Source organism: Azospirillum sp. VT-I1 (assembly GCF_055698305.1).
Window position 1 is genome coordinate 155,880 of record NZ_CP168802.1, and the last position, 23,861, is coordinate 179,740.

Here is a 23,861-nt window from a genome sequence, read left to right on the forward strand (position 1 = left end):
AGTGCCACGGGTCACGCTGTCGCGAAGCCGGGGGAGGCCTGTCGATGAACACGATGATGCGAAGCGCGGTCGCGGTCGGCGCTCCCGCCAGCCTGGGCTTTCCCCGCGGAGCGGCCAGGAGCCACGCCGGCGACGACGCGGCGGTCCGGCTTGAGGTGCGGAACGTCTACAAGATCTTCTCCGCCGATCCGAAGCCCGCACTGTCGATGCTGCGCCAGGGCGCCAGCAAGGCCGAGGTCCTGGAAAAGCTGAACGTCAATGTCGGCGTGCTCGACGCCAGCTTCCAGGTCCGCGCCGGCGAGATCTTCGTCATCATGGGGCTGTCGGGGTCCGGCAAATCCACCATGATCCGCCTGCTGAACCGGCTGATCGAGCCCAGCAGCGGCGAAATCCTGCTCGACGGCAAAGATCTGGTCAGCATGTCCAAGGCGGAGCTGATCCAGGCCCGCCGCCGCAACATGGGCATGGTCTTCCAGTCCTTCGCCCTGATGCCCCATCTGAGCGCGCTGGACAACGCCGCCTTCGGCCTGGAGATCTCCGGCGCCTCCAAGGCGGACCGCCACAAGGCGGCGCAGCAGGCGCTGGAACAGGTGGGTCTGGGCGCCTACGCCCACCGCTACCCGCGCGAGATGTCCGGCGGCATGCAGCAGCGCGTAGGCCTCGCCCGCGCACTGGCCAACGACCCGACCATCCTGCTGATGGACGAGGCATTCTCCGCGCTGGACCCGCTGATCCGCACGGAGATGCAGGACGAGCTTCTGCGCCTGCAGCGCGAGCAGCAGCGCACCATCGTCTTCATCTCCCACGACCTGGACGAGGCGATGCGCATCGGCGACCGCATCGCCATCATGGAAGGCGGGCGCATCGTGCAGGTCGGCACGCCCTACGAGATCCTCAGCCGCCCGGCCGACGACTATGTCCGCTCCTTCTTCCGCAACGTCGATGCCTCCAAGGTGCTGCGGGCCGGCGACGTGGCGCGGTTCGAAGCGACGAACACCGTCATCCGCATGCCCGGCGAACTGGCCCCGGCGCTGCACCAGCTGCGCGAGAACCACCATCATTTCGGCTATGTCCGCACCCAGGACGGCCGTTTCGAGGGCGTCGTGTCGCAGGCGACGCTGGAACGCGAGCTGAAGGGGCCGCAGCCGCGCTTCGTCAACGCCTTCCTGCCGGACGTCCGCACCGTCAACGCCACGACGCCCATCCACTCCCTGCTCGCGCTCGTCGCCGACACCGAATGGCCGGTGCCCGTCGTCGACGATGACCACAATTTCCTCGGCGCCATCTCACGCGCCCTCATGCTCCACACCTTGGTTCGGGGGGATTGATCGATGGAATTCGAACTGAGAATCGGCAAATGGGTCGAGGAACTGGTCAGCTTCATGCTCGACCATTTCCAGCCGGCGCTGGACGCGATCGCGACGGTGGTGAACGGCTTCGGCGGCGCCATCGAGTATGTGCTGGTCGGGGCACCGGCCTGGCTGCTGATCGGGTTGATCGTCGCCATCTCCCTCTGGCGCGTCGGTGTCGGCTTCGCCGTCTTCACGGTCGCCGCCCTGGCGCTGATCGCCGGCATGGGGCTGTGGGCGGAGACCGCCTCCACGCTGGGACTGGTGCTTACCGCCACCCTGCTCAGCCTGCTGGTCGGCGTGCCGCTGGGCGTCTGGATGGCACGCAACCGCGTGGTGGAAAGCATCGTCCGCACCACGCTGGACTTCATGCAGACCATGCCGGCCTTCGTCTACCTGATCCCGGCCGTGATGTTCTTCGGGCTGGGCCGGGTGCCGGGCATCCTCGCCACCGTGATCTTCGCCATGCCGCCGGCCGTGCGCCTGACGGCGCTGGGCATCCAGCAGGTGCCGGGCGAGATCGTGGAGGCCGGCAAGGCCTTCGGCTGCCATGACCGCCAGCTTCTGTTCAAGGTGCAGCTGCCGAACGCCCTGCCCTCGATCATGGCGGGCGTGAACCAGACCATGATGATGGCGCTGTCGATGATCGTCATCGCCTCGATGATCGGTGCCGGCGGCCTGGGCAACGTCGTGCTGCAGGGCATCCAACGGCTGGACATCGCGCTCGGCTTCGAAAGCGGGCTCAGCGTCGTGCTGCTGGCGATCGTCCTCGACCGCATCACGCAGAGCTTCGGCCAGACCGCCGCCGCGCCGCGCCCGGCACGCTTCGCGTTCCTGCGCCGGTTCCTGCCGGTGCCGGCACGGTGAGCGCCGGGGCTCTTCCGGAAGGGGGCTTCGCCGCCGCTCTTCCGGCGCGGCCCCCGCCACCTGACGGGCGGCGGCTGCAAGTGGATACGCAGGGCGGCGACAGCCGGTTGGGCGATATCCGGGTGGAACGGCTCGCCGGCGCCGCCCTGGCCGACTGGCTGGAGGAGCTGGCGGCCCTGCGGCTGGCGGTGCTGGGCGAGTTCCCCTACCTCTATCCCGGCTCGGCCGCCTACGAGGAACGCTATCTCTCCGACCTCGGCAGCCTGCCGGGCGGGCTGATCCTGGCCGCCTTCGACCGCAACCGCATGGTCGCGGCCGTCACCGGCGCACCGCTCGACCAGGAGCTGGACGCGCTGCGCGACCCCTTCGTCCATGCCGGCCGCGATCCGGGTTCGATCTTCTGCTTCGGAGAGCTGGTGGTCCTGCCCTCCCATCGCGGGCGGGGGATCGGGACCGCCCTGCTCGAGATCGGCGAGGCGCATATCAGGGAGGCCGACCGCTTCGCCTCCGCCGCCTTCGGCGAGATCGTGCGCTCCACCGACCATCCCCGCCGTCCCAAGACCTACCGGACGCCGGATGCCGCATGGCACCGGCTGGGCTATCGGCCGGAGCCGGAGATCGGCGGCACCCTGTCCTGGTGCGATGCCGGCGACCGGGATGAGACCGCCAAACCCCTTCGCTTCTGGGTAAAATCCCTCATCTCCAGCATCGGAGCATGACGCATGCCCCATGACGGCCTGATGTTAGACATTCCGGCCAGGGAGATTCCGGTTGGGGACATTCCGGCTGGTGGGAGCGCGGGCGACGGGTGTCCGCTGCTGATCCGCGAGGTTCCCTACCGCGATCCGGTCGCCGCCTTCGCCCCCTGGTCCGGCCGGCCTTTCGCCACGCTTCTGCACAGCGCCGCCGCGGCCGGCGGCCGGGGCCGCTGGAGCATCGTCGCCGCCGAGCCCTTCCGCACCATCCAGGCGCGCGGCGGCTCCGTCACGGTGGATGGACAGGGGGTCGCCGGCGATCCCTTCACCGTGCTGGAACGGCAGCTGGAGGCGCACCGCCTGTCCCTTCCGCCCGACCTGCCCGTTCCCTTCGCCGGCGGCGCCGTCGGTTTCCTCGGCTATGAGCTGGGAGGGGTACTGGAGCGGCTGCCGGCGCGCCATGGCGACGACACCGGCCTGCCCGACATGGCCTTCGGGCTCTACGACACCGTCATCGTCTTCGACGAATGGGAGCGGCGCGGCTGGATCCTGTCCAGCGGCTTTCCCGAGCAGGACGCGGTCCGGCGCCGCCGCCGTGCCGCCCGACGCCTCCGGTCTTTTGTCGATACCCTGGAAGCGGCTCCCACCAGCCTGCCGCCACCCCATGCCGCCACCGCGTCCTGGCGGCCGGAGATCGCGCGCGAGAAGTATTGCCGCCGGGTGGAACGGGTGCTGGAGTACATCCGTGCAGGCGACATCTTCCAGGCCAACTTCACCGGGCGCTTCCTGGCCGACCGGCCGGCAGCGCTGCCGGTGTTCGACCTGTACCGCCGCCTGCTGGCGCTCAGCCCCGCGCCCTTCGCGGCCTGCCTGTCGCTGCCCGGCGGCACCGGTCTGGCCAGCGCCTCGCCGGAGCGCTTCATCCGCCTCCACGCCGACGGCCGCATGGAAACCCGCCCGATCAAGGGAACCCGCCCGCGCGGCGCCACGCCGGAAGAGGACGACGCCCTGGCCCGCGAGCTTGAAGGCAGCGTCAAGGACCGGGCCGAGAACCTGATGATCACCGACCTGCTGCGCAACGACATCGGCCGCGTGGCGCGCATCGGCAGCGTCAAGGTGCCGGTCCTGTGCGGGGTGGAGCGCTTCGCCTCCGTCCACCATCTGGTGTCGGTGATCGAGGGGCAGCTGAAGCCGGGCCTGGGTCCGGTCGACCTGCTGCGCGCCACCTTCCCCGGCGGCTCCATCACCGGCGCCCCCAAGATCCGCGCCATGGAGATCATCGACGAGCTGGAGGACTCCCGCCGCGGCGCCTATTGCGGGTCGGTGGCCTGGATCGGCTTCGACGGGGCGATGGACAGCAGCATCGTCATCCGCACCCTGACCGTCACGCCCGACCGCGTCGTCGCCCAGGCCGGTGGCGGCATCGTCGCCGATTCCGATCCCGGCCGGGAGCATGACGAGATGATGGTGAAGATCCGCCCGCTGCTGCGCGCGCTGGATGTTGGCTGAGGCAACTCTGCCAGTTCGCCGGAAAAGCCCCTCTCCCCTTGCTGGAGTTTTGCCAAAGGGGCGGATTTGTAGATTTGGGCGAGTATTCGGCGGCCGGACAGGACCGATGTCCTTCCTGGCCGCCGATTTTCCGGGGCCAAGGCGGCACCGAAGCGTCGCTCACCGCCGCGGTGCGGATCACGGCATGCTCCTCTGGTCCAGAACCCCACTCTCCGATGTGACGTCCTTTTGCGGGTCCCCCCTTTCAAGCGTGAACCCGACTGCGCAAATCATGGGTTCCCTGGCTTTCATCGCCACGAAACGGAGGATGCGTCCCGCATGCGTAACCCCTACTGGCAAGGACCCGTCTCCGCGAACTTCGATGGGGTGCGCTTCTTCAATCCGGGGGAACCGGACACCGACCGTTCGCTGCGCCAGCTGCTGCGGTGGCAGTTCAACCGCCGGAAGGTCAAATGGCCGGGCGAGGTGCCGGTCACCCCGGTCGTGCCGGAACCGGACGTCGATGCGCTACGGGTGACGGTGGTGGGGCATGCGACGGCGCTGATCCAGGCGCCGGGGCTGAACATCCTGACCGATCCGGTCTGGTCGGAGCGGGCGAGCCCGGTGCGCTTCGCAGGACCCAAGCGGGCGACCGCGCCGGGCATCCGGTTCCACGACCTGCCGAGGATCGACGCCGTCCTGCTGTCGCACAACCATTACGACCATATGGACATCGACACCCTGCGGCGGCTGCATGAGCGCGACCGGCCGCTGGTCGTCACGCCGCTCGGCAACGACACCATCCTGCACAGGCATATCCCCGGGATAAGGACCGCGGTCGGCGACTGGTGGAGCCGGTTCGAGATTGCGGCGGACACCGAGGTCCACATCGTGCCGGCCAACCACTGGTCGTCGCGGACGGTGCGCGACCGGCGGATGGCGCTGTGGGGCGGCTTCCACCTGCGCACGCCGGTCGGCACGCTCTATTTCGCCGGCGACACCGGATATGGCACCGGGGCGGCCTTCAAGGCGATCCACCGGCGGCTGGGCGGCTGCGACCTCGCGCTGATCCCCATCGGCGCCTACGATCCGCGCTGGTTCATGTCCGCCCAGCATTGCGACCCGGAGGAGGCGGTGCGGATCATGCTGGACGTCGGGGCGCGGAAGGCCGTCGGCATCCATTGGGGCACCTTCTGCCTGACCGACGAGGCGCGCGAGGAGCCGCCGGAACGGCTGCGCGCCACGCTGGCCGACCACGGCATCGAGCCCGGCCGGTTCGAAGCGGCCTTCCCCGGCATGGTGGTGAGCGCCTGACCGGCCGGCGCTCACCCGCCCCATCAAGCCGCCGTCAAGCTGGAGTCGGCGCCTGTTCCGGCAAGACGCCCGACGCCTTCAGCTCCCGCCAGAAATCGGCGGGGATCGGCTGGGCCATCAGCTGGACATTCTCATGCACCCGCGCCGGGTTCTTGGTGCCGGGAATGACGGAGGCGACGACCGGATGGGCAGCACAGAACTGCAGCGCCGCCGCACGCAGGTCGACGCCATGGCGGCCGGCGATCTCCGCCAGACGGTCGCGGGCGGCGACCTTGTCGGATGATGCCTCCTGATACTCGAAGGTCTTGCCGCCGGCGATGATGCCAGAGTTGTAGGGGCCGCCGACCACCACATGCACGCCGCGCTCCGCGCAGCGCGGGAACAGCTCGTCCAGCGCCGGTTGGTTCAGCAGGCTGTAGCGGCCGGCGAGAAGGAAGACGTCCGGGTCGGCGCGCTCCAGCGCCATGACGCAGGGCTCCACCCGGTTGACGCCCAGGCCCCAGGCGCGGATCACGCCCTCCTCCCGCAATTGGGTGAGCGCCACGGCGGCGCCCTTCATGGCGGTGTCGAACACCTCCAGCCAACGGTCGCCATGGGCGTCCTCGGCGCAGTCGTGGATGTAGGCGACGTCGATGCGCGCCATGCCCAGCCGCTGCAGGCTGTCCTCGATGGAGCGGCGGACGCCGTCGGCGGTGTAGTCGTAATCGACGCGGAAGGGCAGCCCCTTCACGAAGGGGCCGTGCTGCCCGCCCTTGCTCTCGTCCGCGCGCAACAGGCGCCCGACCTTGGTGGACAGCACGAACCGGTCGCGCGGTCGGTTGCGCAGCGCATGACCGAACCGGTGCTCCGAGATGCCGGGGCCATATTCGGGCGCCGTGTCGAAATAACGGATGCCGGCGTCCCAGGCGGCGTCGAGCGTGGCTTCGGCGATGTCGTCCGCCACCTCCTCGAACATGTTGCCCAGGGGAGCGCCGCCGAAGCCGAGCGGGCCGGGCGGAGCGAAATGCGCGCTGTCTGGCATGGGAACCCTCATCATATCAGGCGCCCCCGCCGATGGACGGCGACGCCGATGCCTTTGGTCGTCCACCGTCAACAGCGCCGTTCGCAAGGCCGTTCCGCCTGCGCTTGAAGACCGTTTCAGCGACGACCAGCTTGGTGGGGTGATGCGGCAACGGGCCAGGGCGGACATGGCGGCGAAGGGCCAGCGGGAACACAGGGCGGGCAAAGCGGAGGAAAGCGCGGAAATCCTCGCCGAGGCCCGCCGCATCGTCGCCGTCGGCGACCGCAGCGCCCTGGCGCCGACCGCCTCGCTGGAAGAACTGGCGGAAGCGCTCGCGGATGATTTCGACGAGAGCTATACGGCCGAGCGGGTGCTCTCCCTGCTCTCCCCCGCCCACCGCAGAAGCCTGACCGGCCGTTTCGCCCTGCCGGACGAATCCGGCGGTGCGGAGGTCTGGCTGCCGACGGATGTGCTGGACAGGCTGCGGACCGTCGCCGACAGCCCGCTCGACGCGATCCGCACCCTGCTGGACAGCGGGCGCGGCCTGCCGGAGCCGGGCAGCGAGGAGCATTGCCGCAACCGCCGCTGCGCACCCCGCATCCTCCTGTCGGATCCCGGCGGCTGGCAATGCCAGACCTGCGGACTGAAGGGGCGGACCGACTCGGCCCCCAACCCGATCGTCGCCCAGCGGCTGGCCGACCAGCGCAGCCGCATCGCCGACCTGCATGCGCTGGCCGCCGGACTTTACGAAGGCTGGGGGGCCGGCGAACGCTTCACCACCGCGGATGTTGCCGCGCAGCGGCCGGCCGGCAGCCGGACCGACCGCGACCGGCTGAAGGCGATGCTCGCCGATCTCGTGCAGGAAGGGCTGATCGAGGAGGCTCCGGGCCCGCGTGGCGGTGCCGGCTACCACGTGCTGGAGGAGCCGCCCGACTGGATCGCCGATGCGATGGCGGAGCGCCGCCGCCAGCGGGAGGACGAGGCCCGCATCCGCGAGGAGCGCGCCGGCCTGCTGCGCCGGGTGCTGGAGGAAGGGCTGACCCACAGGACGGCGTCCGGGGAGCTGGTGGAGATTGCGCAGAACGACCGCGGCCTGGAACTGCGCTTCCCCTCGATTCCGTCCTGGGAATTGCGGGAGGAGATGAAGCGGCAGGGGAAGTGCCGGTGGGACGGCCGCCGCCGGCGCTGGTGCCGGATGTCCCCCGTCACCGGCGTGGAGCCCTGGCTGGCCGCGGCGCTGGACGCCGGCGCGACCGTCGCCCCGCTCGGCACCGCCGACCCGGACGCAGAGGATTGGGGCTATGAGGAGTGGGAGGACTGAGCGTTCCGCTCAAACGTCCACCTCCAGCGTGACCTTCACCGGGTCGAGCACCACCAGGGTTTGGAAGGCCTGCACCAGTTCATTGTCGGCGAACAGGCGGCGCGACAGCAGCTCGTAGCTCGCCATGTCCGGGACCAGCAGAATCAGGACGAAGCTGGCCTTGCCGGTGACGAAGTAACATTGCTGCACCTCCGGCGCCTCGCGGAACATGCGCTTGGCGGCGGCGATCACGGGGGAGCGGTCGTTGACCGTCTGGACCTCCACCACCACGGTCACGCCCTGGCCGACGCCGGCCGGATCGATCACGGCGACGTTGCGGCGGATGATGCCGGCCGCCTCCATCCGGGCGATGCGGCGCTGCACCGCCGGGGCGGAGAGGTGGACCGCCTCGCCGATGACCCGTTGCGAGGTCTTGTTGTCGCGCTGGAGGATGCGCAGGATCGCGCGGTCCTGGTCGTCGAGCTGGTCCGGCGGCCGAGCGGTTGTTGAGCGCATGGGGGCTCTTGCGAAATAACGATGCGTCGATGGGGCGAAACTTAAGCGCTCGGCGCCGCGGCGTCACAGTATCTTTTCGTTCGACCCCAATCCCGATCCGGAGCCCCCGAGCGTGGCGAACGCCTCCACCGATCCGACGAGCGCCGGCAGTACGGACCATGCCGCGCTTCCCCTGCTGCTCCTGCTGGCCTCGCTGCTGTCGCAATATGTCGGCGCCGCATCGGCCAAGTCGCTGTTCCCGCTGGTGGGGGCGGAGGGCGTCACGGCGCTGCGGGTCGGGCTTTCGGCGCTGATGCTGGCGGCGATGCTGCGGCCCTGGCGCAGCCGTCCCGGCCGCGGCGACCTGCGCAACCTGCTGATCTACGGCACCACGCTGGGGGCGATGAACCTGTCGATCTACCGCGCGATGGAACTGATCCCCATCGGCATCGCCATCGCCATCGAGGTGACCGGGCCGCTGGCGGTGGCGCTGCTCGGCTCCCGCCGGCTGAAGGATTTCCTGTGGATCGCCTGCGCCGTGGCCGGGCTCGTTCTGCTGCTGCCTCTGCAGCAGGCGTCAGCCGCGCTCGATCCGGTCGGCGTCGCCTATGCGGCGGCGGCGGCGCTGTGCTGGGCGCTCTACATCGTGTTCGGCAAGCGCGCCTCGTCCCTGCCCGGCGGACAGGCGGTGGCATGGGGCATGCTGGTTGCCGCCAGCTTCACGGTGCCGCTGGGGGTCGCCCATGCGGGCGGCGGATTGCTGATCCCGTCGGTTCTGGTGGTCGGCTTCGCGGTGGCGGCGCTGTCCAGCATGCTGCCCTACACGCTGGAGATGATGGCGCTGCGCCGCCTGCCGGGTCCGGTGTTCAGCCTTGCCGTCAGCGCGTCGCCGGCCGTGGCGGCGCTGATCGGCTTCCTGATGCTGGGCGAACGGTTGAGCTGGGTGCAGTGGACGGCCATCGCCTGCATCATGTGCGCGTCGGCCGGCAGCGCGCTGGGCAAGGCCAAATCAGGCTGATCGGCGACCTGCCGCTCAGGCCGGCACGATCCGGATGCCCGCCGCGGACAGCCTCCCGGCCCGCCCGTCGTCCAGCCCGCGGTCGCAGCACAGGATGTCGAAGCTGTCGAGCTTGGCGAAGAAGGCCGGCTTCACCTGATCGAACTTGCTGCTGTCGATCACCAGCGCCTTGGTCACGGCGTTGGCGATGGCGGTCTGCTTGATCTCCACCTCGTGGAAGTTGGAGCAGCTGATCCCCAGCGCCTCGTGCACGCCGCCGGCCGAGATGAAGGCGGTGTTGATGCCGATGCCGCGCAGCATCTCCAGCGACTCGGGACTGGAGAAGGACGCCGACGAGGCATGGTAGAGGCCGCCCAGCATGACCACCCGCACGCCCGGCTTCTTGCAGACGATCTCCGCGATGTTCATGGCGTAGCAGACCACCGTGATCTGGCTGTCGGCCGGGATGCGGCTGGCGAGGTGGGTGGTGGTGGTGCCGCAGTCGATGAAGACCGTCTCCCCCGGCTTCAGCAGGGTCGCCGCCGCCTCGCAGGCCGCCCGCTTCATCTCGATATGGGCGTCGCGCTCCCGGTCCAGCATGTAGCCCATGCCGCCGCTGCTCTCCAGCCCGCCGGCGATGTAGCCGCCGAGATAGGCGAATCGCCCGCCGCAGGACGCGATGTCGCGGCGCACCGTCATCTCGGAGACGCCCAGCAGCCGGGCCGCATCCTTCAGCCGCAGATAGCCGCCGGCATCCAGCGCGGTCTGTAACCGGTCAAGGCGATCCGCCCTTCTCATCGACATGTCCGCATCCCGCAGCGCTTTCGCCCAGCCTAATCACGGCCGCAGCCTACAATCCAGACGGGTTAATCCCAATGGCGCAATGCCTGGAACTGTATGGCCGTAGCCAAACTCACAATCGCATGCATTGATCTTGACACACTGCGCGGCGACGTGAAACTATCCTTTCAGAAAATGTTAGGATGTTAACATCAACAAGGAAGATGTTGGCATCCCGGCGACAATCGAGGAGAGGCTCGGCGAAAAGGGTCTCCCCGGGAGGACCAAGATGCCCGTTCCCAGCGTCCCGACGGAGTCGGCCGGTCTGGCTCCGTTCATCGACCACACCATCCTGCGCCCGGACGCCCAGCCCGCCGATGTCGAGCGGCTGTGCGACGAGGCGCGCGCGCATGGCTTCAAGGCGGTCTGCGTCAACCCGGTCTTCATCCCGCTGGTGACGGAGCGGCTGGCCGGCTCGCCGGTGGCGCCCTGCGCCGTGATCTGCTTTCCCTTCGGCGCCGACCCCACGGCCATCAAGGCCGACGAGGCGGAATGGGTGGTCCGCCACGGCGCCCGCGAGGTCGACATGGTGATCCCCATCGGCCTGCTGAAAGCCGGCCGGACGGCGGAAGTCCGCGACGACATCGCCGCGGTCAAGCGCGCCTGCGGCGACGCCCTGCTCAAGGTCATCATCGAGACCTGCCTGCTCACCGACGACGAGAAGATTCTGGCCTGCCGCCTGTCGCAGGAGGCCGGGGCCGATTTCGTCAAGACCTCCACCGGCTTCGCCGGGGGCGGCGCCACGGTCGAGGATGTGGCGCTGATGCGCCGCACCGTCGGCGACGGCATGGGGGTCAAGGCATCGGGCGGCGTGCGGACGACCGAGGATGCCCGCCGCATGATCGCGGCCGGTGCCTCGCGCATCGGCGCCAGCGCCAGCGTGGCGATCGTCGGCGGCTGACGCCGCGGGCCCTCGCCGCACAGCGTGCCGGTCGGGCGGGTGTTCCGTCCGTCCCAGCCGGCACGGCATCACCAGAAACGGAACGCGGAAGGGGGTGGCAAACACCCCGGCACCGTCGATGGGTGTGGTTTTCCGCCCCCACCGCGGCGCACATCGCCTGCCATGGGAGTCACGCCAACATGAAGAAGTTGCTGTCTTCGCTCATCGTCGCCGCGTCGCTGGTCGCCGGGCCGGCGGTGGCCGCCGATCCGGTTCCGACCCCGGATGCCGTCAAGACGCTGAAGTCCGACGCCACCAAGAAGAAATACTCCATCGCCACCGTGGTGAAGGTCGACGGCATCGCCTGGTTCGACCGCATGCGCGACGGCGTGAAGCAGTTCGCCGGCGACACCGGCCACGACACCTGGATGGTCGGGCCGAGCCAGGCCGACGCGGCAGCGCAGGTCCAGCTGGTCGAGAACCTGATCGCCCAGGGCGTGGACGCCATCGCCATCGTCCCCTTCTCCGTCGAGGCGGTGGAGCCGGTGCTGAAGAAGGCGCGCGACCGCGGCATCGTGGTGATCGCGCATGAGGCGTCGAACATCCAGAACGCCGACTATGTGCTGGAAGCCTTCGACAACTTCGCCTACGGCGCCAAGCTGATGGAAGTGCTGGGCAAGGCGATGGGCGGCGAGGGCAAGTATGTCTGCACCGTCGGCAGCCTGACCTCGAAGTCGCAGAACGAATGGATCGACGGCGCCATCGCCTACCAGAAGCAGAATTTCCCCAAGATGCAGATGGTGACCAACCGTCTGGAGACCTATGACGACGCCAACACCGACTACAACAAGCTGAAGGAAGTCCTGACGACATATCCGGACCTGAAGGGCATCATCGGCGGCCCGATGCCGACCTCGGCCGGCGCCGGCCGTCTGGTGGCGGAACGCGGCCTGAAGAACAAGCTGTTCTTCTCCGGCACCGGCCTGGTTTCGGTGGCCGGCCAGTATCTGGCCCAGGGCGACATCCAGTACATCCAGTTCTGGGATCCCGCGGTCGCCGGCTATGCCATGAACATGATGGCGGTGATGGCGCTGGACGGGAAGAAGGAGCAGATCAAGGCCGGCCTGAACCTGGGCCTGCCCGGCTACACCGCCCTGACCACGCCGCAGGGCGCCAAGGCCAACCTGCTGTACGGCCAGGGCTGGGTCGGCGTGACCAAGGAAAACATGGACGCCTACGACTTCTGATGACCTGAAGGCGGGCGCCGGCGGCATGACAAGGGCTGCCGGCGCCCGCGCCTTCATCCTTATCCTCGAACCGCCGGGCGGAAGACATGTCAGACGGTTTCATCGAACTCCGCGGCATCCGGAAGGTATTTTCCGGCGTCGTCGCGCTGGACGCCATGTCCCTGGTCATCAAGCCCGGCGAGATCCATTGCCTGGCCGGAGAGAACGGGTCGGGCAAATCCACCGTCATCAAGATCATGTCCGGCGTCTACCAGCCGGACGGCGGCGAAATCCTGATCGACGGCAAGCCGGTGCCGGCCATGTCGCCGATCGAGGCCATCGCCCACGGCGTCCAGGTCATCTACCAGGACTTCTCCCTGTTCGGGAACCTGACGGTCGCCGAGAATCTGGCGATGAACGTCCATCTCGGCGAGAAGCGGCGCCTGATGAACTGGCGGCGCACCCGCGCCATTGCCCGCGAGGCGGTCGACCGGCTGGGCGTGGAGCTTGACCTCGATGCCGAGGTCGCGTCGCTGCCGACCGCCGGCAAGCAGCTGGTCGCCATCGCCCGCGCGCTGATGTCCGACGCCCGCCTTATCATCATGGACGAGCCGACCACGGCCTTGACCCGCAAGGAGGTCGAGACGCTGTTCCGCATCGTCCGCGACATCCAGGCGCGCGGCATCGCCATCCTGTTCGTCAGCCACAAGATGCGCGAAATGCTGGAGATCAGCGAGCGCATCACCGTCATCCGCAACGGCCGCAAGGTGGCGGAGGGGCCGACCGGCGACTTCGACGAGGCGTCGATCACCCGCCACATGACCGGAGGCGACATCCTCAACGAACCCTATGCCTGGACCCCGCCCCCGGCCCGCCGCCGGTGCCGCGGCTGGAGATCCGCGGCCTGACCGTCCCCGGCAAATGCGAGGGGCTGAACCTCGCCATCCGGCCGGGCGAGATCGTCGGGCTGTCGGGCCTGCTTGGCTCCGGCCGCACCGATCTGGCGCTGGCGCTGTTCGGCATGGTGCCGCGTTATGAAGGCGAAATCCTGATCGACGGCGCGCCGGTGCGGCTGCGCACGACCCAGGAGGCCATCGAGGCCGGCATCGCCTATGTGCCGGAAGACCGGCTGACCGAAGGGCTGTTCCTGCCGCAGAGCATCAAGCGCAACATGCTCGCCACCTCCTACGAGCGGCTGGCTCGCAAGCTGGTGATCGACCGCAGCCAAGCGGAGAAGATGACGCAGGGCATGGTCCGCGCCATGCAGATCGCCACCCCCACCGCCGAGAAACCGGTGATGCAGCTGTCGGGCGGAAACCAGCAGCGCGTGGTGCTGGCCCGCTGGCTGCTGACCGACGCCCGCGTGCTGATCCTGAACGGCCCGACGGTGGGCGTCGATGTCGGGTCGAAGGCGGAAATCCACGCCAAGATCCGGGAGCTGGCGCAGCATCACGGCCTTGCTGTCCTGATGATCTCCGACGACGTGCTGGAGCTGGTGCAGAACTGCAACCGCATCGTGCTGATGCATCGCGGACGCTTCATCGAGGATCTGCCCGCCGCCGACGTCACCGAAGAGACGGTCAGCGACCGGCTCAAGACCTTTACCTAGGGGAGGAACCGATGGCCCTGCTCCGCCGGTCGGAAACGGTCATCGCGGGCATCCTGCTGCTCGCCATGGTCCTCATCGGCACGATCAACCCTGCCTTCTGGCAGCTCGACAACCTGTTCAGCCTGATGCGCAGCAACGTCATCATCGGCATCATGGCCTTGGGCGTGCTGCTGGTGCTGATCTCCGGCGGCATCGACGTGTCCTTCCCGGCTTTCGCCGTCGCCTCCATGTACCTGACGATCAAGGGCATGCTGGCGCTGGGATACAATGGCGTCGTGCTGCCTCTGGCGGCGGCCACCCTGATGGGGCTGGCGTTCGGCGCGGTCAACGGATTCTTCGTCTACAAGTTCCGCATGATCCCACTGATCGTGACGCTGGGCACCAGCGCCATGGTGCGCGGCTTCCTGCTGGGCGTCGTCGGCACCAGCATGATCAACATCAACAAGATGCCGACCGCGCTGATCGACTTCGCCCGCACCGACGTCGTCAGCGTGACCAAGGCCGACGGCACCACCTATGGCCTGACGGCGATGGTGCTGATCTATCTGGGGCTGGCGGTCGCCATGCATCTGGTGCTGCGCTACACCATGATCGGCCGCAGCGCCTATGCGCTGGGCGGCGATCCGGAGGCGGCGCGGCGCGCCGGCTTCGACCTGCGCAAGACCATCTTCTTCATCTATTGCGTCGCCGGTGCGCTGGCCGGCTTCGCCGGGCTGCTGCACAGCGGCATGATCTGGCTCGCCAATCCGCGCGACTTCGTCGGGCTGGAGCTGGACGTCATCGCGGCGGTGGTGCTGGGCGGCGCGTCGATCTTCGGCGGGCGGGGCAGCGTTCTCGGCACCATGCTCGGCGTCTTCATGCTGGTGATGGTCAAGAACAGCCTGATCATCATGAAAGTGGACACCACCTGGCAGCTGGTCGCCGTGGGTCTGATCGTCATCGTCGCGACCGCCCTGTCGGCCTGGCGCGACCGTCGCCGGATGGCGTGAGGAGGCGGATCATGAAGGCACAGATGAACATCCGCAGTCTGGTCAACCGCGACAACAACATCGTCCAGCTTCTGGTGATGACGGTGCTGATCTTCGCCGTGATGACGGCGCTCAGCCCGGACAAGTTCCTGCGCTACTACAATTTCGAGTCCATCACCTACATCTTCCCCGAACTGGGGCTGCTCTCCATCGCCATGATGATCGCCATGCTCACGGGCGGCATCGACCTGTCGGTGGTGGGCGTCGCCAACCTGTCGGGCATCCTGGCCGGCGTGCTGTTCCACAAGCTGGCAGGTGCCGCCGGGGTCGCCGACACCGGCATCCTGACCGTCCTGCTCGGCGGAGTCATCGCGCTCGGCACCGGGCTGGTGGCGGGGACGGTGAACGGGCTGCTGATCACTCGGATGGGCATCACGCCGATCCTGGCGACGCTGGGGACGGGACAGGTCTTCACCGGGCTTGCCATCGTGCTGACCGGCGGGCCTGCCATCGTCGGCTTCCCCACAGCTTGGGCCTTCCTCGGCAACGGCAAGATCCTGGGGCTGGCGACGCCCTTCGTGCTGTTCGCCGCCATCGCCGCCCTGATCGCCTTCATGCTGACCCGCACCGCGCTGGGCATCAACCTGATGCTGATCGGCACCAACCCGAAGGCGGCGCTGTTCGCCGGGTTGAAGCGGGAGCGCATGGTGCTGTACAGCTACATGCTGACCGGCGTGCTGGCGTCCGTCGCCGGCATCATCCTGTCGGGGCGGACCAACGCGGCGAAGTCGGACTACGGCAACTCCTACCTGCTGCAGGCGGTGCTGATCGCCGTGCTGGGCGGCACCAACCCGGCCGGCGGACGGGGCACGGTTCTGGGCATCACCATCGCCGTGGTGGCGCTGATGCTGCTGTCGAGCGGCTTCCAGATCCTGCGCTTCTCCAACCACCTGATCGACTTCATCTGGGGCGCGTTCCTGCTGCTGGTCATCGTGATCAACGCCTACAAGAACCGCACCCGCTAGCATGCTTCTTCGGGGGGACTTCCCATGAGCGTCCGGACCGCCATCCATTTCCGCAAGAGCTTCTTCGGCGAGGCGGAGCGCCCGGTCGCCGAGGCGCACGGCATGACCGCCAGCCTGTTCCGCTACGACAGCGGCATCGAGGCGGTGCGTCTGTCCAACCGCCGCGGCCATCTGGTGGTGCTGCCCTATTACGGGCAGATGGTGTGGGACGCCGTGTTCGACGGCGTCGATTTGACCATGGCGAACATGTTCGACATGCCGCGTCCTGCCAGCGAGATCGTCGGCACATACGGCTGCTTCGCCTTCCATTCCGGGCTGCTCCGCAACGGCTGCCCCGGTCCGCAGGACAACCACCTTCTGCATGGCGAGATGCCCTGCGCCCCGATGGACGCCGCCGGGCTGGAGGTGGGGGAGGACGACGAAGGTCCCTACATGGCCGTCACCGGCCGGCGCGAATATGTGATGGGCTTCGGCGCCCATTACGCCGCCCGCCCGCGCTTGGTGCTGCGCCCCGGTTCCGCCCTGTTCGACATCCGGATGGAGGTGGAGAACCTGTCGGGTGCGGCGATGGACCTGATGTACATGTGCCACGTCAACTTCGCCTTCGCCGAGGGTGCCCGCATCGTCCAGCCGGCGCCCTTCACGCCGGAGGCGACGGCGGTGCGCACGGTGGTGCCGGCCCATGTGCCGCGCAGCCCGGCCTATGACGCGCTGCTGTCCGACCTCGCCCGCGATCCCGCGGTGATGGAGGTGCTGGACGAGCCCGAGCGCTACGACCCCGAACAGGTCTTCTACATCCGCGGCCTGCGCACCGACGAGGAGGGCGGCACCGCGCTGATGATGCGGCGGCGGGAGGGCGATGCCTTCCACATCGCCTACAGCACGCGGGACTTCCCCAAGACGGTGCGCTGGGTGCTGGTCAACAGCGACCAGAAGGTCTGCGCCTTCGCCCTGCCCTCCACCTGCGAGCCGGAGGGCTACAATGCGGAGGCGATGAAGGGCAATGTCCAGAAACTGGCGGGCGGCGAGACGCGGCGCTTCTCCGTCCGGCTGGGCTACCTGACCGCCGACGAGGCCGAAGCCGAGGAATGCGCCATCCGGGCGCTTTGATCTAGGGCGCCGTGACTTAGGGCGCTGCGAGAGGAGATACCGAAGATGGGCAAGATCGCCGTGGTCGGCAGCAACATGGTCGACCTCATCACCTACACCGCCCGCATGCCCGGCCCCGGCGAGACCATCGAGGCGCCGCGCTTCGAGATGGGCTGCGGCGGCAAGGGTGCCAACCAGGCCATCGCCGCCGCCCGGCTGGGGGCGGAGGTGATGATGGTCACCAAGGTCGGCGACGATATCTTCGCCGATAACACCATCCGCAACTTCGAGGCATCGGGCATCGACACCCGTTATGTGGAGCGGGTGCCCGGCACCTCCAGCGGCGTCGCCCCGATCTTCGTCGAGCCGTCGGGCGAGAACAGCATCCTCATCATCAAGGGCGCCAACGCCCTGCTGTCGCCGGCCGACGTCGACCGCGCCGCCGAGGATCTGAAGGACTGCGACCTGATCGTCATGCAGCTGGAAGTCCCGCTGGAGACGATCTACCACACCATCGAGTTCGGGGCGCGGCACGGCATCGAGACGCTGCTGAACCCGGCCCCGGCCCCCGCCGACCTCGACCCCGAACGGATCGGGCAGGTCACCTTCCTGGTGCCGAACCAGACGGAGCTGGCGACCATCTCCGGGCTGCCGGTGACGTCGGAGGCGGAGGCCGAGACGGCGGCGCGCACCCTGATCGACCGCGGCATCCGCACCGTCATCGTCACGCTGGGCGCCCGCGGCGCGTTGCTGGTGACGAAGGGCGAGGAGACACGGCGGATCGAGCCGGTGCGGGTCACGCCGGTCGACACCACCGGGGCCGGCGACGCCTTCATCGGCAGCTTCGCGCGCTATTATGTGGAGAACCGCGATCTCGACGCGGCGCTGCGCATGGCGGTGCGCTATGCCGCCGACAGTATTACCCGGCCGGGCACCCAGAAATCCTATGCCAGCCGCGAGGCTTTCGAGGCCTTCTGCGCCAGCCTGTAGCCATCGGACGGAGGACATGCCATGACGCGCGCCGTGATCGGAGTGGATGTGGGGACCGGCAGCGCCCGCGCCGGCATCTTCGACCTTGCCGGCCGCCGGCTGGCCGCCGCATCCCGCCCGATCCGGATGTGGAAGCCCGATCCGGACTGGGCGGAGCAGTCCTCCGACGACATCTGGGCTGCGGTCTGTGCCGCCGTGCAGGAGGCGATGGAGGGTTGCGGCGAAAAGCCGGAGGTGGTCGGCATCGGCTTCGACGCCACCTGCTCGCTGGTGGTGCTGGACGCCGCCGGGCGGCCGGTGACGGTCGATCCGCAGGGCGACGACGACCGCAACGTCATCGTCTGGATGGACCACCGCGCCATCGACCAGACCGGCCGCATCAATGCCGGCGGGCATGAGGTGCTGCGCTATGTCGGCGGGCGGCTGTCGCCGGAGATGCAGACGCCCAAGCTGCTGTGGCTGAAGGAGAACCTCCCGCAAAGCTGGAGCCGCGCCGCCCATTTCTTCGATCTGCCGGATTTCCTGACCTGGAGGGCCACCGGATCGACACGGCGGTCGCTGTGCTCGCTGGTGTGTAAATGGACCTATCTGGGCCATGAGGGGCGGTGGGACGATTCCTATCTCCGCGCCATCGGGCTCGGCGATCTGGTCAATGAGGGGCATGCCCGCATCGGCACCGATGTCGGCGCGGTCGGCAGCACCATCGGCGGCGGCCTGACCGTGCAGGCGGCGCGCGAGCTTGGCCTGACGCCGGGCATCGCCGTCGGCACCTCCATGATCGACGCCCATGCCGGCGGGATCGGCGTCATCGGTGTGCCGCTCGGTGCATCGGCCCCCGTCGATTACGACCGGCGGCTGGCGCTGATCGGCGGCACGTCGAGCTGCCACATGGTGATGAGCCCGGCTGCGCCGCGCTTCATCCCCGGCGTCTGGGGCCCCTACCATTCCGCCATGCTGCCGGGGCTGTGGCTGAACGAAGGCGGGCAGTCGGCGACCGGTGCGCTGATCGACCATGTGGTGCAGGGCCATCCCCGCCATGCCGACCTCTCCGCCGAGGCCACCCGGCGCGGCACCACGGTCTACCAACTGCTGAACGATGAGCTGGCCGCATTGGCGGAGCGCAGCGGCGGGCCGGTGGCGATGCTGACCCGCGACCTGCATGTGCTGCCCGACTTCCATGGCAACCGCTCGCCGCGCGCCGACGCCAGCCTGCGCGGCGCCGTCAGCGGGCTTCGCCTGTCGGATGGGCTGGAGGATCTGGCGCTGCTCTATCTGGCGACGGTGCAGGCGGTGGCCTACGGCACCCGTCACATCGTCGCGGCGATGAACGACACCGGATACGCCATCGACACCATCCTCGCCTGTGGCGGCGGCACCAAGAATCCGGTGTTCCTGGAGGCGCATGCCGACGCCACCGGCTGCACCCTGGTCCTGCCGGAGGAACCGGAGGCGGTGCTGCTGGGATCCGCCGTGCTGGGTGCGGTGGCGGCGGGCGCCTTTCCCGACATCGCCGCCGGCATGGCCGGCATGACCCGCGCCGGCCGCAGCATCCAGCCGGCCGAAGGGCGTTTGCGCGCTTACCACGACGCCAAATACAGCGTCTTCCTGCGGCTCCACGACGACCAGATGGCCTACCGCGCCCTGATGGCGGCAGCCGGCTGACCCCTCAGCCGCGAGGACGACGGCCGCCTCTGCCCGCACGCACCCCCATGACCTCCCTGGAGTGGTACCCGGACATCATTCGCCGGGGCCGGCCACACGGCTGGCAAGAAAAACTGTTTGTTCGGACACGAACTATTGTCTATCATATTTCAGTCGAAGCAATCGCATAGTAATTACTTGGGCCGGGAGCGATCCGCTTCCGCCGCTGCCGGTTGCCATGGGCAGAACGCCCCCGTTCGACCCGCTCCATTTCCTCAGAAAGAGACACGCCATGGCCCTGCACCGCTGGTTTTCCGACCGGAAACTGGTCCATAAGCTGCTGATCCCGGCGGTCCTGCTGCTTGCCGTGATGGGCAGCGTGGTCTGGACCGCCCGGTCGGCGCTGATCGACCTGACCGCCTCCACCAGCCGGGTGACCGATGTGGTGGCCGGCCGGCTGTCGGCGGCGCTGGCGATCCAGTCGGCCATGGGCGACGCGATGGATGCGGAATCCAACGCGCTGGTGGCGGGAACGCGCGAGCGCATCGACGCCGCCTTCGCCACCTACAAGGACAACATCGGCAAGGCGCTGACCGCGATCGACCGGCTGGCCGCGGCCTATGACGCCCCGGCCGACCGCGAGACCATCGCCGGGATCAAGGCCATCGTCGGCGAGTATGAACGGGTGTCGCAGAAGGCGGTCGATCTGGCGCGGGCCTACGACACCGACAGCGCGATCCGCGTGTCCATCGACGTCGGCCGCCCGGTCCGGCAGAAGCTGACCGCGGCGCTGTCGGAGCGGGTGGACCACAGCCTGGAGGAGACCAAACGCGCCGAGGAGAGGGCGATGGCGCTGTCCGCCAGCGTGATGGCCCGGCTCTACGGGGTCGCCGGCATCGGACTGCTGGTCGCCTTCGGCCTGTTCGGCTCCATCATCGTGGTCTTCGTCGTCCGGCCGCTGCACCGGCTGGTCGCCGACATGACGGCCATCGCCGACGGCAACCTCGCGGTCGAGATCCAGGGCGCGGAACGCCGGGACGAGGTCGGGCTGCTCGCCCGCGCGCTGCAGGTGTTCAAGAGCAACGGCCTTGCCATGCGCAACCTGCAGGAGGAGCGCGAGGCGCAGAAGCTGCAGGCCGAGCGCGACCGGCAGGCCGCCATGCGGGCGCTGGCCGACCGCTTCGACGCCGACGTGCAGGACGTGGTGCAGGCGGTGGCGTCGGCCGCCCGCCATCTGCGCGGCAATGCCGAGACCATGACCGCCATCGCCTCCCACACGACGGAGCAGGCCTCCACCGTCGCCGCCACCACGGCGCAGTCCTCCGCCAACGTCGCCACGGTCGCGGCGGCGTCGGAACAGCTGGGCAGCTCCATCGGCGAGATCGGCCGGCAGGTCAACGCCGCCGCCGCCATCGCCCGCAACGCAGTCGAGGAGGGCGAGCGGACCAACGCGCTGGTCGCCCGGCTGGTGCAGGCGGCCCAGAAGATCGGCGACGTGGTCAGCCTGATCCAGAACATCGCCAGCCAGACCAACCTGCTGGCCCTGAACGCCACCATCGAGGCGGCCCGCGCGGGAGAGGCCGGCAAGGGCTTCGCCGTCGTGGCGCAGGAGGTGAAGGCGCTGGCCACCCAGACCGCCCAGGCGACCGAGGAGATCGGCAGCCAGATCGCCGAGATCCAGACGGTGACCGACGGCACGGTGACCGCGATCCAGACCATCGGCCGCACCATCAACGACGTCGATTCCATCGCCGGCGCCATCGCCGCGGCCGTGGAACAGCAGACCGCCGCCACCCAGGAGATCGGCCGCAACATCCAGCAGGCCGCCCAGGGAAGCCAGCTGGTGACCGGCAACATCGCCGCGGTCAGCAGCTCCGCCGGGCAGGTCGGTCAGGCGGCCACCGAAGTGCTGGGCGCCGCCGACAGCCTGTCCCGCGACTCCGACCGCCTGCGCGAACGGATCCAGGCCTTCATCGGCGAGGTCCGCGCGGCCTGACGCGGGGGCCGGGGCGGCGCCGGATGGAACGTTTGGAACGCTATGGAACGGTTTTCCGGGCCTGTTTCATTGTTCCATCCGAAGGCCACAGGGCCGCGCAGCACCGGGTTCCGGCCGCGTGAGCGGCAGTTTCGCTCGATTGTTTCGGAAGAAGGACGAGTGGACCGCCGCCACCGCGCCATGCCTTCCCTCCGGCGGATGAAACACTGGGCTTCACCCAGTCCTACCACCGCCGCGGGGCAACGCTAAGCGCGGCATGAAAAAACACCGGGCGGCGTCATTCCTCCGCCGCAGCCGGACGGTCGCCGGCGGGCACGACCAGGACCTTGTCGATGCGGCGCCCGTCCATGTCGACCACCTCGAACCGGACGCCGTTCCAGTCGAAGGACTCTCCCGCCTGCGGCACATGGCCCAGGCGGTGCAGCACAAGCCCGGCCACGGTGTGGAAGTCGCCGGCATCGCGCAGGCCGCGCACGCCGACGGTCTCCCCGAACTCGTCCACCGGCATCCAGCCTTCCACCAGCCAGGAACCGTCCTCGCGCCGGACCGCGGCGGTCTCCACCACCTCCCCGGCCTCCGGCAGGTCGCCGGCGATGATCTCCAGGATGTCGGTGAGGGTGACCAGCCCTTCGATGCTGCCATATTCGTCCACCACCATCGCCATGTGGTGGCCGGAGTTCTTCATTAGGTCGAGCAGCTTCAGGATCGGCGTGCCGTCATGCACGACCAGCGGCCGGGTGGCTCCGGCCTCCAGGTCGAAGGGACGGCCCTGGACGACGGCGCCCAGCAGGTCGCGGGTGTGGACGACGCCGACCAGCTCGTCGAGCGTGCCGCGGCAGACCGGATAGCGCGAATGGCCGTTGACGCGGATTGCCTCCAGCAGCTCCGCCTGCGGCTTGCCCGGATCGAGCCAGGCGACGTCCGGACGGGGGATCATGATGCTCCGCACCGTGCGGTCGGCCAGCCGCAGCACGCCGTCGATCATCTCCTTCTCCGCCGGGGCGAAGACGCCGCTCTGGGTGCCTTCGGAGATCATCGAGCGGACCTCCTCCTCGGTGACGACCTCCTCGCGCGCGCCATGCAGTCCGAGCAGGCGCAGCAGCAGGTCGGTCGAGGCGCCCAGCAGCCAGACAAAGGGCCCGGCGATGCGGGACAGCATGCGCATCGGCGGCGCGATCAGGGACGCGACACGCTCCGGGTTTTTCAGGGCGATGCGCTTGGGGATCAGCTCGCCCAGCACGATGGACAGGTATGTGATGACCACCAGGACGCCGCCGACGCCGAGAATGTCGCCCCGCCCGGCCAGGATCGGGAAGGTGTCGAGCCACTTGCCCAGCCGGTCACCCAGCGTGGCGCCGCCATAGGCGCCGGCGACGACGCCGACCAGGGTGATGCCGATCTGGACGGTGCTGAGGAAGCGGCTCGGCTCATCGATCAGCCGCAGCGCCGTCCGCGCCCCGCGGTCTCCCTGGTCGGCCAGAGTCTGCAGCCGCGCCTTGCGCGAGGAGACGACGGCAAGCTCGGACATGGCGAACACCCCGTTGAGGAGCGTCAGCGCGACGATGATGGCGATCTCGAACGAGAGCATCGGAAGATTCCCGGATGGAATGGGCATGCGTCATGGCGCGGCCGGCGCCGGAGCGCCCCGCGTTCGACGGAAGCAGGTTGAAAAGGGCAAGCGGATAAAGGAATGCGGGCAGCCGGCGGAGGCGGATGGATGGGCCGGCAAGGGAACGCGCGCCGGCCATCGGCCACGCAGGCACGTTCCGGAACGTCCATGCAGCAAGAGTGGGTGCGCCGCGGGCGACCGGAGATCCGATCCCCCGCGGCCGTCTGGGGCCGCTCGGCGAACTGTTCATCGTGTCCCCGCCTGCCGGGCGGGGCTGCTCCATCCTGGTTGCGCGCTGCGCCTCATTTGGTGCCGGCACGGATGAATGCAAGAGCCGCCGCGCGTCCGCGCACCCCCGCCGCATCCGGGGCCACCCGTCGGCAAGCTCTTCTCCCGACGGATATTTCGTCGTCTAACCAAAAATTCGGTCTCTATGCAAAAAGTGGATTGTTGGCGCACCAATCACGGAGTATCATATTTCAG

19 protein-coding genes and 1 pseudogene are annotated in these 23,861 nt (G+C 68.8%); 16 read left to right on the plus strand and 4 right to left on the minus strand.

The genetic code is table 11. From position 1 onward, the window contains the following. Nucleotides 1-44 precede the first annotated feature (44 nt). From proV to AB8P05_RS14850, 5 genes are all read left to right on the plus strand, one after another. Nucleotides 45-1,328 (plus strand): glycine betaine/L-proline ABC transporter ATP-binding protein ProV, encoded by a 1,284-nt coding sequence (gene proV / locus AB8P05_RS14830; RefSeq protein ID WP_472759863.1) that lies wholly within the window; start codon nucleotides 45-47, stop codon nucleotides 1,326-1,328. A 3-nt stretch (nucleotides 1,329-1,331) separates the two neighbouring features. Next, entirely contained in the window at nucleotides 1,332-2,216 is an 885-nt protein-coding gene (locus tag AB8P05_RS14835) for an ABC transporter permease (protein WP_472759864.1), read from the plus strand. A gap of 80 nt (nucleotides 2,217-2,296) precedes the next feature. Beyond that, entirely contained in the window at nucleotides 2,297-2,935 is a 639-nt protein-coding gene (locus tag AB8P05_RS14840; RefSeq protein WP_472759865.1) for a GNAT family N-acetyltransferase, read from the plus strand. Between the two features lie 3 nt (nucleotides 2,936-2,938). Continuing rightward, a complete protein-coding gene (gene pabB, locus AB8P05_RS14845) occupies nucleotides 2,939-4,420 on the plus strand; it encodes an aminodeoxychorismate synthase component I (protein WP_472759866.1) in 1,482 nt (493 codons plus the stop codon). 318 nt (nucleotides 4,421-4,738) lie between these two features. Then, nucleotides 4,739-5,713 carry an MBL fold metallo-hydrolase gene (locus tag AB8P05_RS14850; protein WP_472759867.1) on the plus strand — a complete coding sequence of 325 codons (975 nt, stop codon included), beginning with the start codon at nucleotides 4,739-4,741 and terminating at the stop codon, nucleotides 5,711-5,713. A 34-nt stretch (nucleotides 5,714-5,747) separates the two neighbouring features. On the opposite strand, the gene AB8P05_RS14855 is transcribed toward AB8P05_RS14850, so the two are convergent. After that, on the minus strand, nucleotides 5,748-6,734 hold the full coding sequence (locus AB8P05_RS14855; protein ID WP_455173173.1) for an aldo/keto reductase: 987 nt from the start codon (nucleotides 6,732-6,734) through the stop codon (nucleotides 5,748-5,750). Between the two features lie 166 nt (nucleotides 6,735-6,900). On the opposite strand from AB8P05_RS14855, the gene AB8P05_RS14860 reads away from it, so the two are divergent. Continuing rightward, the gene (locus AB8P05_RS14860; RefSeq protein ID WP_472759868.1) at nucleotides 6,901-8,034 is read left to right on the plus strand and encodes a hypothetical protein; all 1,134 of its coding nucleotides are present in this window, start codon (nucleotides 6,901-6,903) and stop codon (nucleotides 8,032-8,034) included. A 9-nt stretch (nucleotides 8,035-8,043) separates the two neighbouring features. On the opposite strand, the gene AB8P05_RS14865 is transcribed toward AB8P05_RS14860, so the two are convergent. After that, nucleotides 8,044-8,529 carry an Lrp/AsnC family transcriptional regulator gene (locus AB8P05_RS14865; protein ID WP_472759869.1) on the minus strand — a complete coding sequence of 162 codons (486 nt, stop codon included), beginning with the start codon at nucleotides 8,527-8,529 and terminating at the stop codon, nucleotides 8,044-8,046. Between the two features lie 112 nt (nucleotides 8,530-8,641). Between AB8P05_RS14865 and AB8P05_RS14870 the strand changes: the two genes are divergently transcribed. After that, on the plus strand, nucleotides 8,642-9,526 hold the full coding sequence (locus AB8P05_RS14870) for an EamA family transporter (protein WP_472759870.1): 885 nt from the start codon (nucleotides 8,642-8,644) through the stop codon (nucleotides 9,524-9,526). Nucleotides 9,527-9,541: 15 nt separating this feature from the next. Here the strand turns inward: AB8P05_RS14870 and AB8P05_RS14875 are convergent, their stop codons facing one another. Further along, entirely contained in the window at nucleotides 9,542-10,309 is a 768-nt protein-coding gene (locus AB8P05_RS14875) for a DeoR/GlpR family DNA-binding transcription regulator (RefSeq protein ID WP_472759871.1), read from the minus strand. 265 nt (nucleotides 10,310-10,574) lie between these two features. On the opposite strand from AB8P05_RS14875, the gene deoC reads away from it, so the two are divergent. The 9 genes and pseudogenes from deoC to AB8P05_RS14920 all read left to right on the plus strand — a co-directional run bounded on the left by deoC (nucleotide 10,575) and on the right by AB8P05_RS14920 (nucleotide 21,769). After that, a complete protein-coding gene (gene deoC / locus AB8P05_RS14880; protein ID WP_472759872.1) occupies nucleotides 10,575-11,246 on the plus strand; it encodes a deoxyribose-phosphate aldolase in 672 nt (223 codons plus the stop codon). 179 nt (nucleotides 11,247-11,425) lie between these two features. Then, nucleotides 11,426-12,472, plus strand: coding sequence for a substrate-binding domain-containing protein (locus AB8P05_RS14885; protein ID WP_472759873.1), 1,047 nt, complete (start codon nucleotides 11,426-11,428; stop codon nucleotides 12,470-12,472). An 86-nt stretch (nucleotides 12,473-12,558) separates the two neighbouring features. Beyond that, nucleotides 12,559-14,060 (plus strand): annotated as a pseudogene (locus tag AB8P05_RS14890) (sugar ABC transporter ATP-binding protein). Between the two features lie 11 nt (nucleotides 14,061-14,071). Then, nucleotides 14,072-15,049, plus strand: a complete 978-nt coding sequence (locus AB8P05_RS14895) for an ABC transporter permease (RefSeq protein WP_472759874.1) — start codon at nucleotides 14,072-14,074, stop codon at nucleotides 15,047-15,049. An 11-nt stretch (nucleotides 15,050-15,060) separates the two neighbouring features. After that, a complete protein-coding gene (locus tag AB8P05_RS14900) occupies nucleotides 15,061-16,053 on the plus strand; it encodes an ABC transporter permease (protein ID WP_472759875.1) in 993 nt (330 codons plus the stop codon). Between the two features lie 24 nt (nucleotides 16,054-16,077). Continuing rightward, the gene (locus AB8P05_RS14905) at nucleotides 16,078-17,163 is read left to right on the plus strand and encodes an aldose 1-epimerase family protein (protein WP_472759876.1); all 1,086 of its coding nucleotides are present in this window, start codon (nucleotides 16,078-16,080) and stop codon (nucleotides 17,161-17,163) included. 45 nt (nucleotides 17,164-17,208) lie between these two features. Next, nucleotides 17,209-18,132 (plus strand): ribokinase, encoded by a 924-nt coding sequence (rbsK, locus tag AB8P05_RS14910; RefSeq protein ID WP_472759877.1) that lies wholly within the window; start codon nucleotides 17,209-17,211, stop codon nucleotides 18,130-18,132. A 21-nt stretch (nucleotides 18,133-18,153) separates the two neighbouring features. Further along, entirely contained in the window at nucleotides 18,154-19,794 is a 1,641-nt protein-coding gene (locus AB8P05_RS14915; protein ID WP_472759878.1) for an FGGY-family carbohydrate kinase, read from the plus strand. 271 nt (nucleotides 19,795-20,065) lie between these two features. Continuing rightward, on the plus strand, nucleotides 20,066-21,769 hold the full coding sequence (locus AB8P05_RS14920) for a methyl-accepting chemotaxis protein (RefSeq protein ID WP_472759879.1): 1,704 nt from the start codon (nucleotides 20,066-20,068) through the stop codon (nucleotides 21,767-21,769). A 277-nt stretch (nucleotides 21,770-22,046) separates the two neighbouring features. Here AB8P05_RS14920 and AB8P05_RS14925 read toward each other — a convergent pair whose 3' ends face one another. Next, the gene (locus tag AB8P05_RS14925) at nucleotides 22,047-23,357 is read right to left on the minus strand and encodes a hemolysin family protein (protein ID WP_472759880.1); all 1,311 of its coding nucleotides are present in this window, start codon (nucleotides 23,355-23,357) and stop codon (nucleotides 22,047-22,049) included. Nucleotides 23,358-23,861: the final 504 nt, after the last annotated feature.

Coding starts and splice junctions, on each gene's coding strand:
- proV (WP_472759863.1), top strand. CDS start 45: ATGAACACGATGATGCGAAGCGCGGTCGCGGTCGGCGCTCCCGCCAGC.
- AB8P05_RS14835 (WP_472759864.1), top strand. CDS start 1,332: ATGGAATTCGAACTGAGAATCGGCAAATGGGTCGAGGAACTGGTCAGC.
- pabB (WP_472759866.1), top strand. CDS start 2,939: ATGCCCCATGACGGCCTGATGTTAGACATTCCGGCCAGGGAGATTCCG.
- AB8P05_RS14850 (WP_472759867.1), top strand. CDS start 4,739: ATGCGTAACCCCTACTGGCAAGGACCCGTCTCCGCGAACTTCGATGGG.
- AB8P05_RS14855 (WP_455173173.1), bottom strand. CDS start 6,734: ATGCCAGACAGCGCGCATTTCGCTCCGCCCGGCCCGCTCGGCTTCGGC.
- AB8P05_RS14860 (WP_472759868.1), top strand. CDS start 6,901: ATGGCGGCGAAGGGCCAGCGGGAACACAGGGCGGGCAAAGCGGAGGAA.
- AB8P05_RS14865 (WP_472759869.1), bottom strand. CDS start 8,529: ATGCGCTCAACAACCGCTCGGCCGCCGGACCAGCTCGACGACCAGGAC.
- AB8P05_RS14875 (WP_472759871.1), bottom strand. CDS start 10,309: ATGTCGATGAGAAGGGCGGATCGCCTTGACCGGTTACAGACCGCGCTG.
- deoC (WP_472759872.1), top strand. CDS start 10,575: ATGCCCGTTCCCAGCGTCCCGACGGAGTCGGCCGGTCTGGCTCCGTTC.
- AB8P05_RS14885 (WP_472759873.1), top strand. CDS start 11,426: ATGAAGAAGTTGCTGTCTTCGCTCATCGTCGCCGCGTCGCTGGTCGCC.
- AB8P05_RS14895 (WP_472759874.1), top strand. CDS start 14,072: ATGGCCCTGCTCCGCCGGTCGGAAACGGTCATCGCGGGCATCCTGCTG.
- AB8P05_RS14900 (WP_472759875.1), top strand. CDS start 15,061: ATGAAGGCACAGATGAACATCCGCAGTCTGGTCAACCGCGACAACAAC.
- AB8P05_RS14905 (WP_472759876.1), top strand. CDS start 16,078: ATGAGCGTCCGGACCGCCATCCATTTCCGCAAGAGCTTCTTCGGCGAG.
- rbsK (WP_472759877.1), top strand. CDS start 17,209: ATGGGCAAGATCGCCGTGGTCGGCAGCAACATGGTCGACCTCATCACC.
- AB8P05_RS14915 (WP_472759878.1), top strand. CDS start 18,154: ATGACGCGCGCCGTGATCGGAGTGGATGTGGGGACCGGCAGCGCCCGC.
- AB8P05_RS14920 (WP_472759879.1), top strand. CDS start 20,066: ATGGCCCTGCACCGCTGGTTTTCCGACCGGAAACTGGTCCATAAGCTG.
- AB8P05_RS14925 (WP_472759880.1), bottom strand. CDS start 23,357: ATGCTCTCGTTCGAGATCGCCATCATCGTCGCGCTGACGCTCCTCAAC.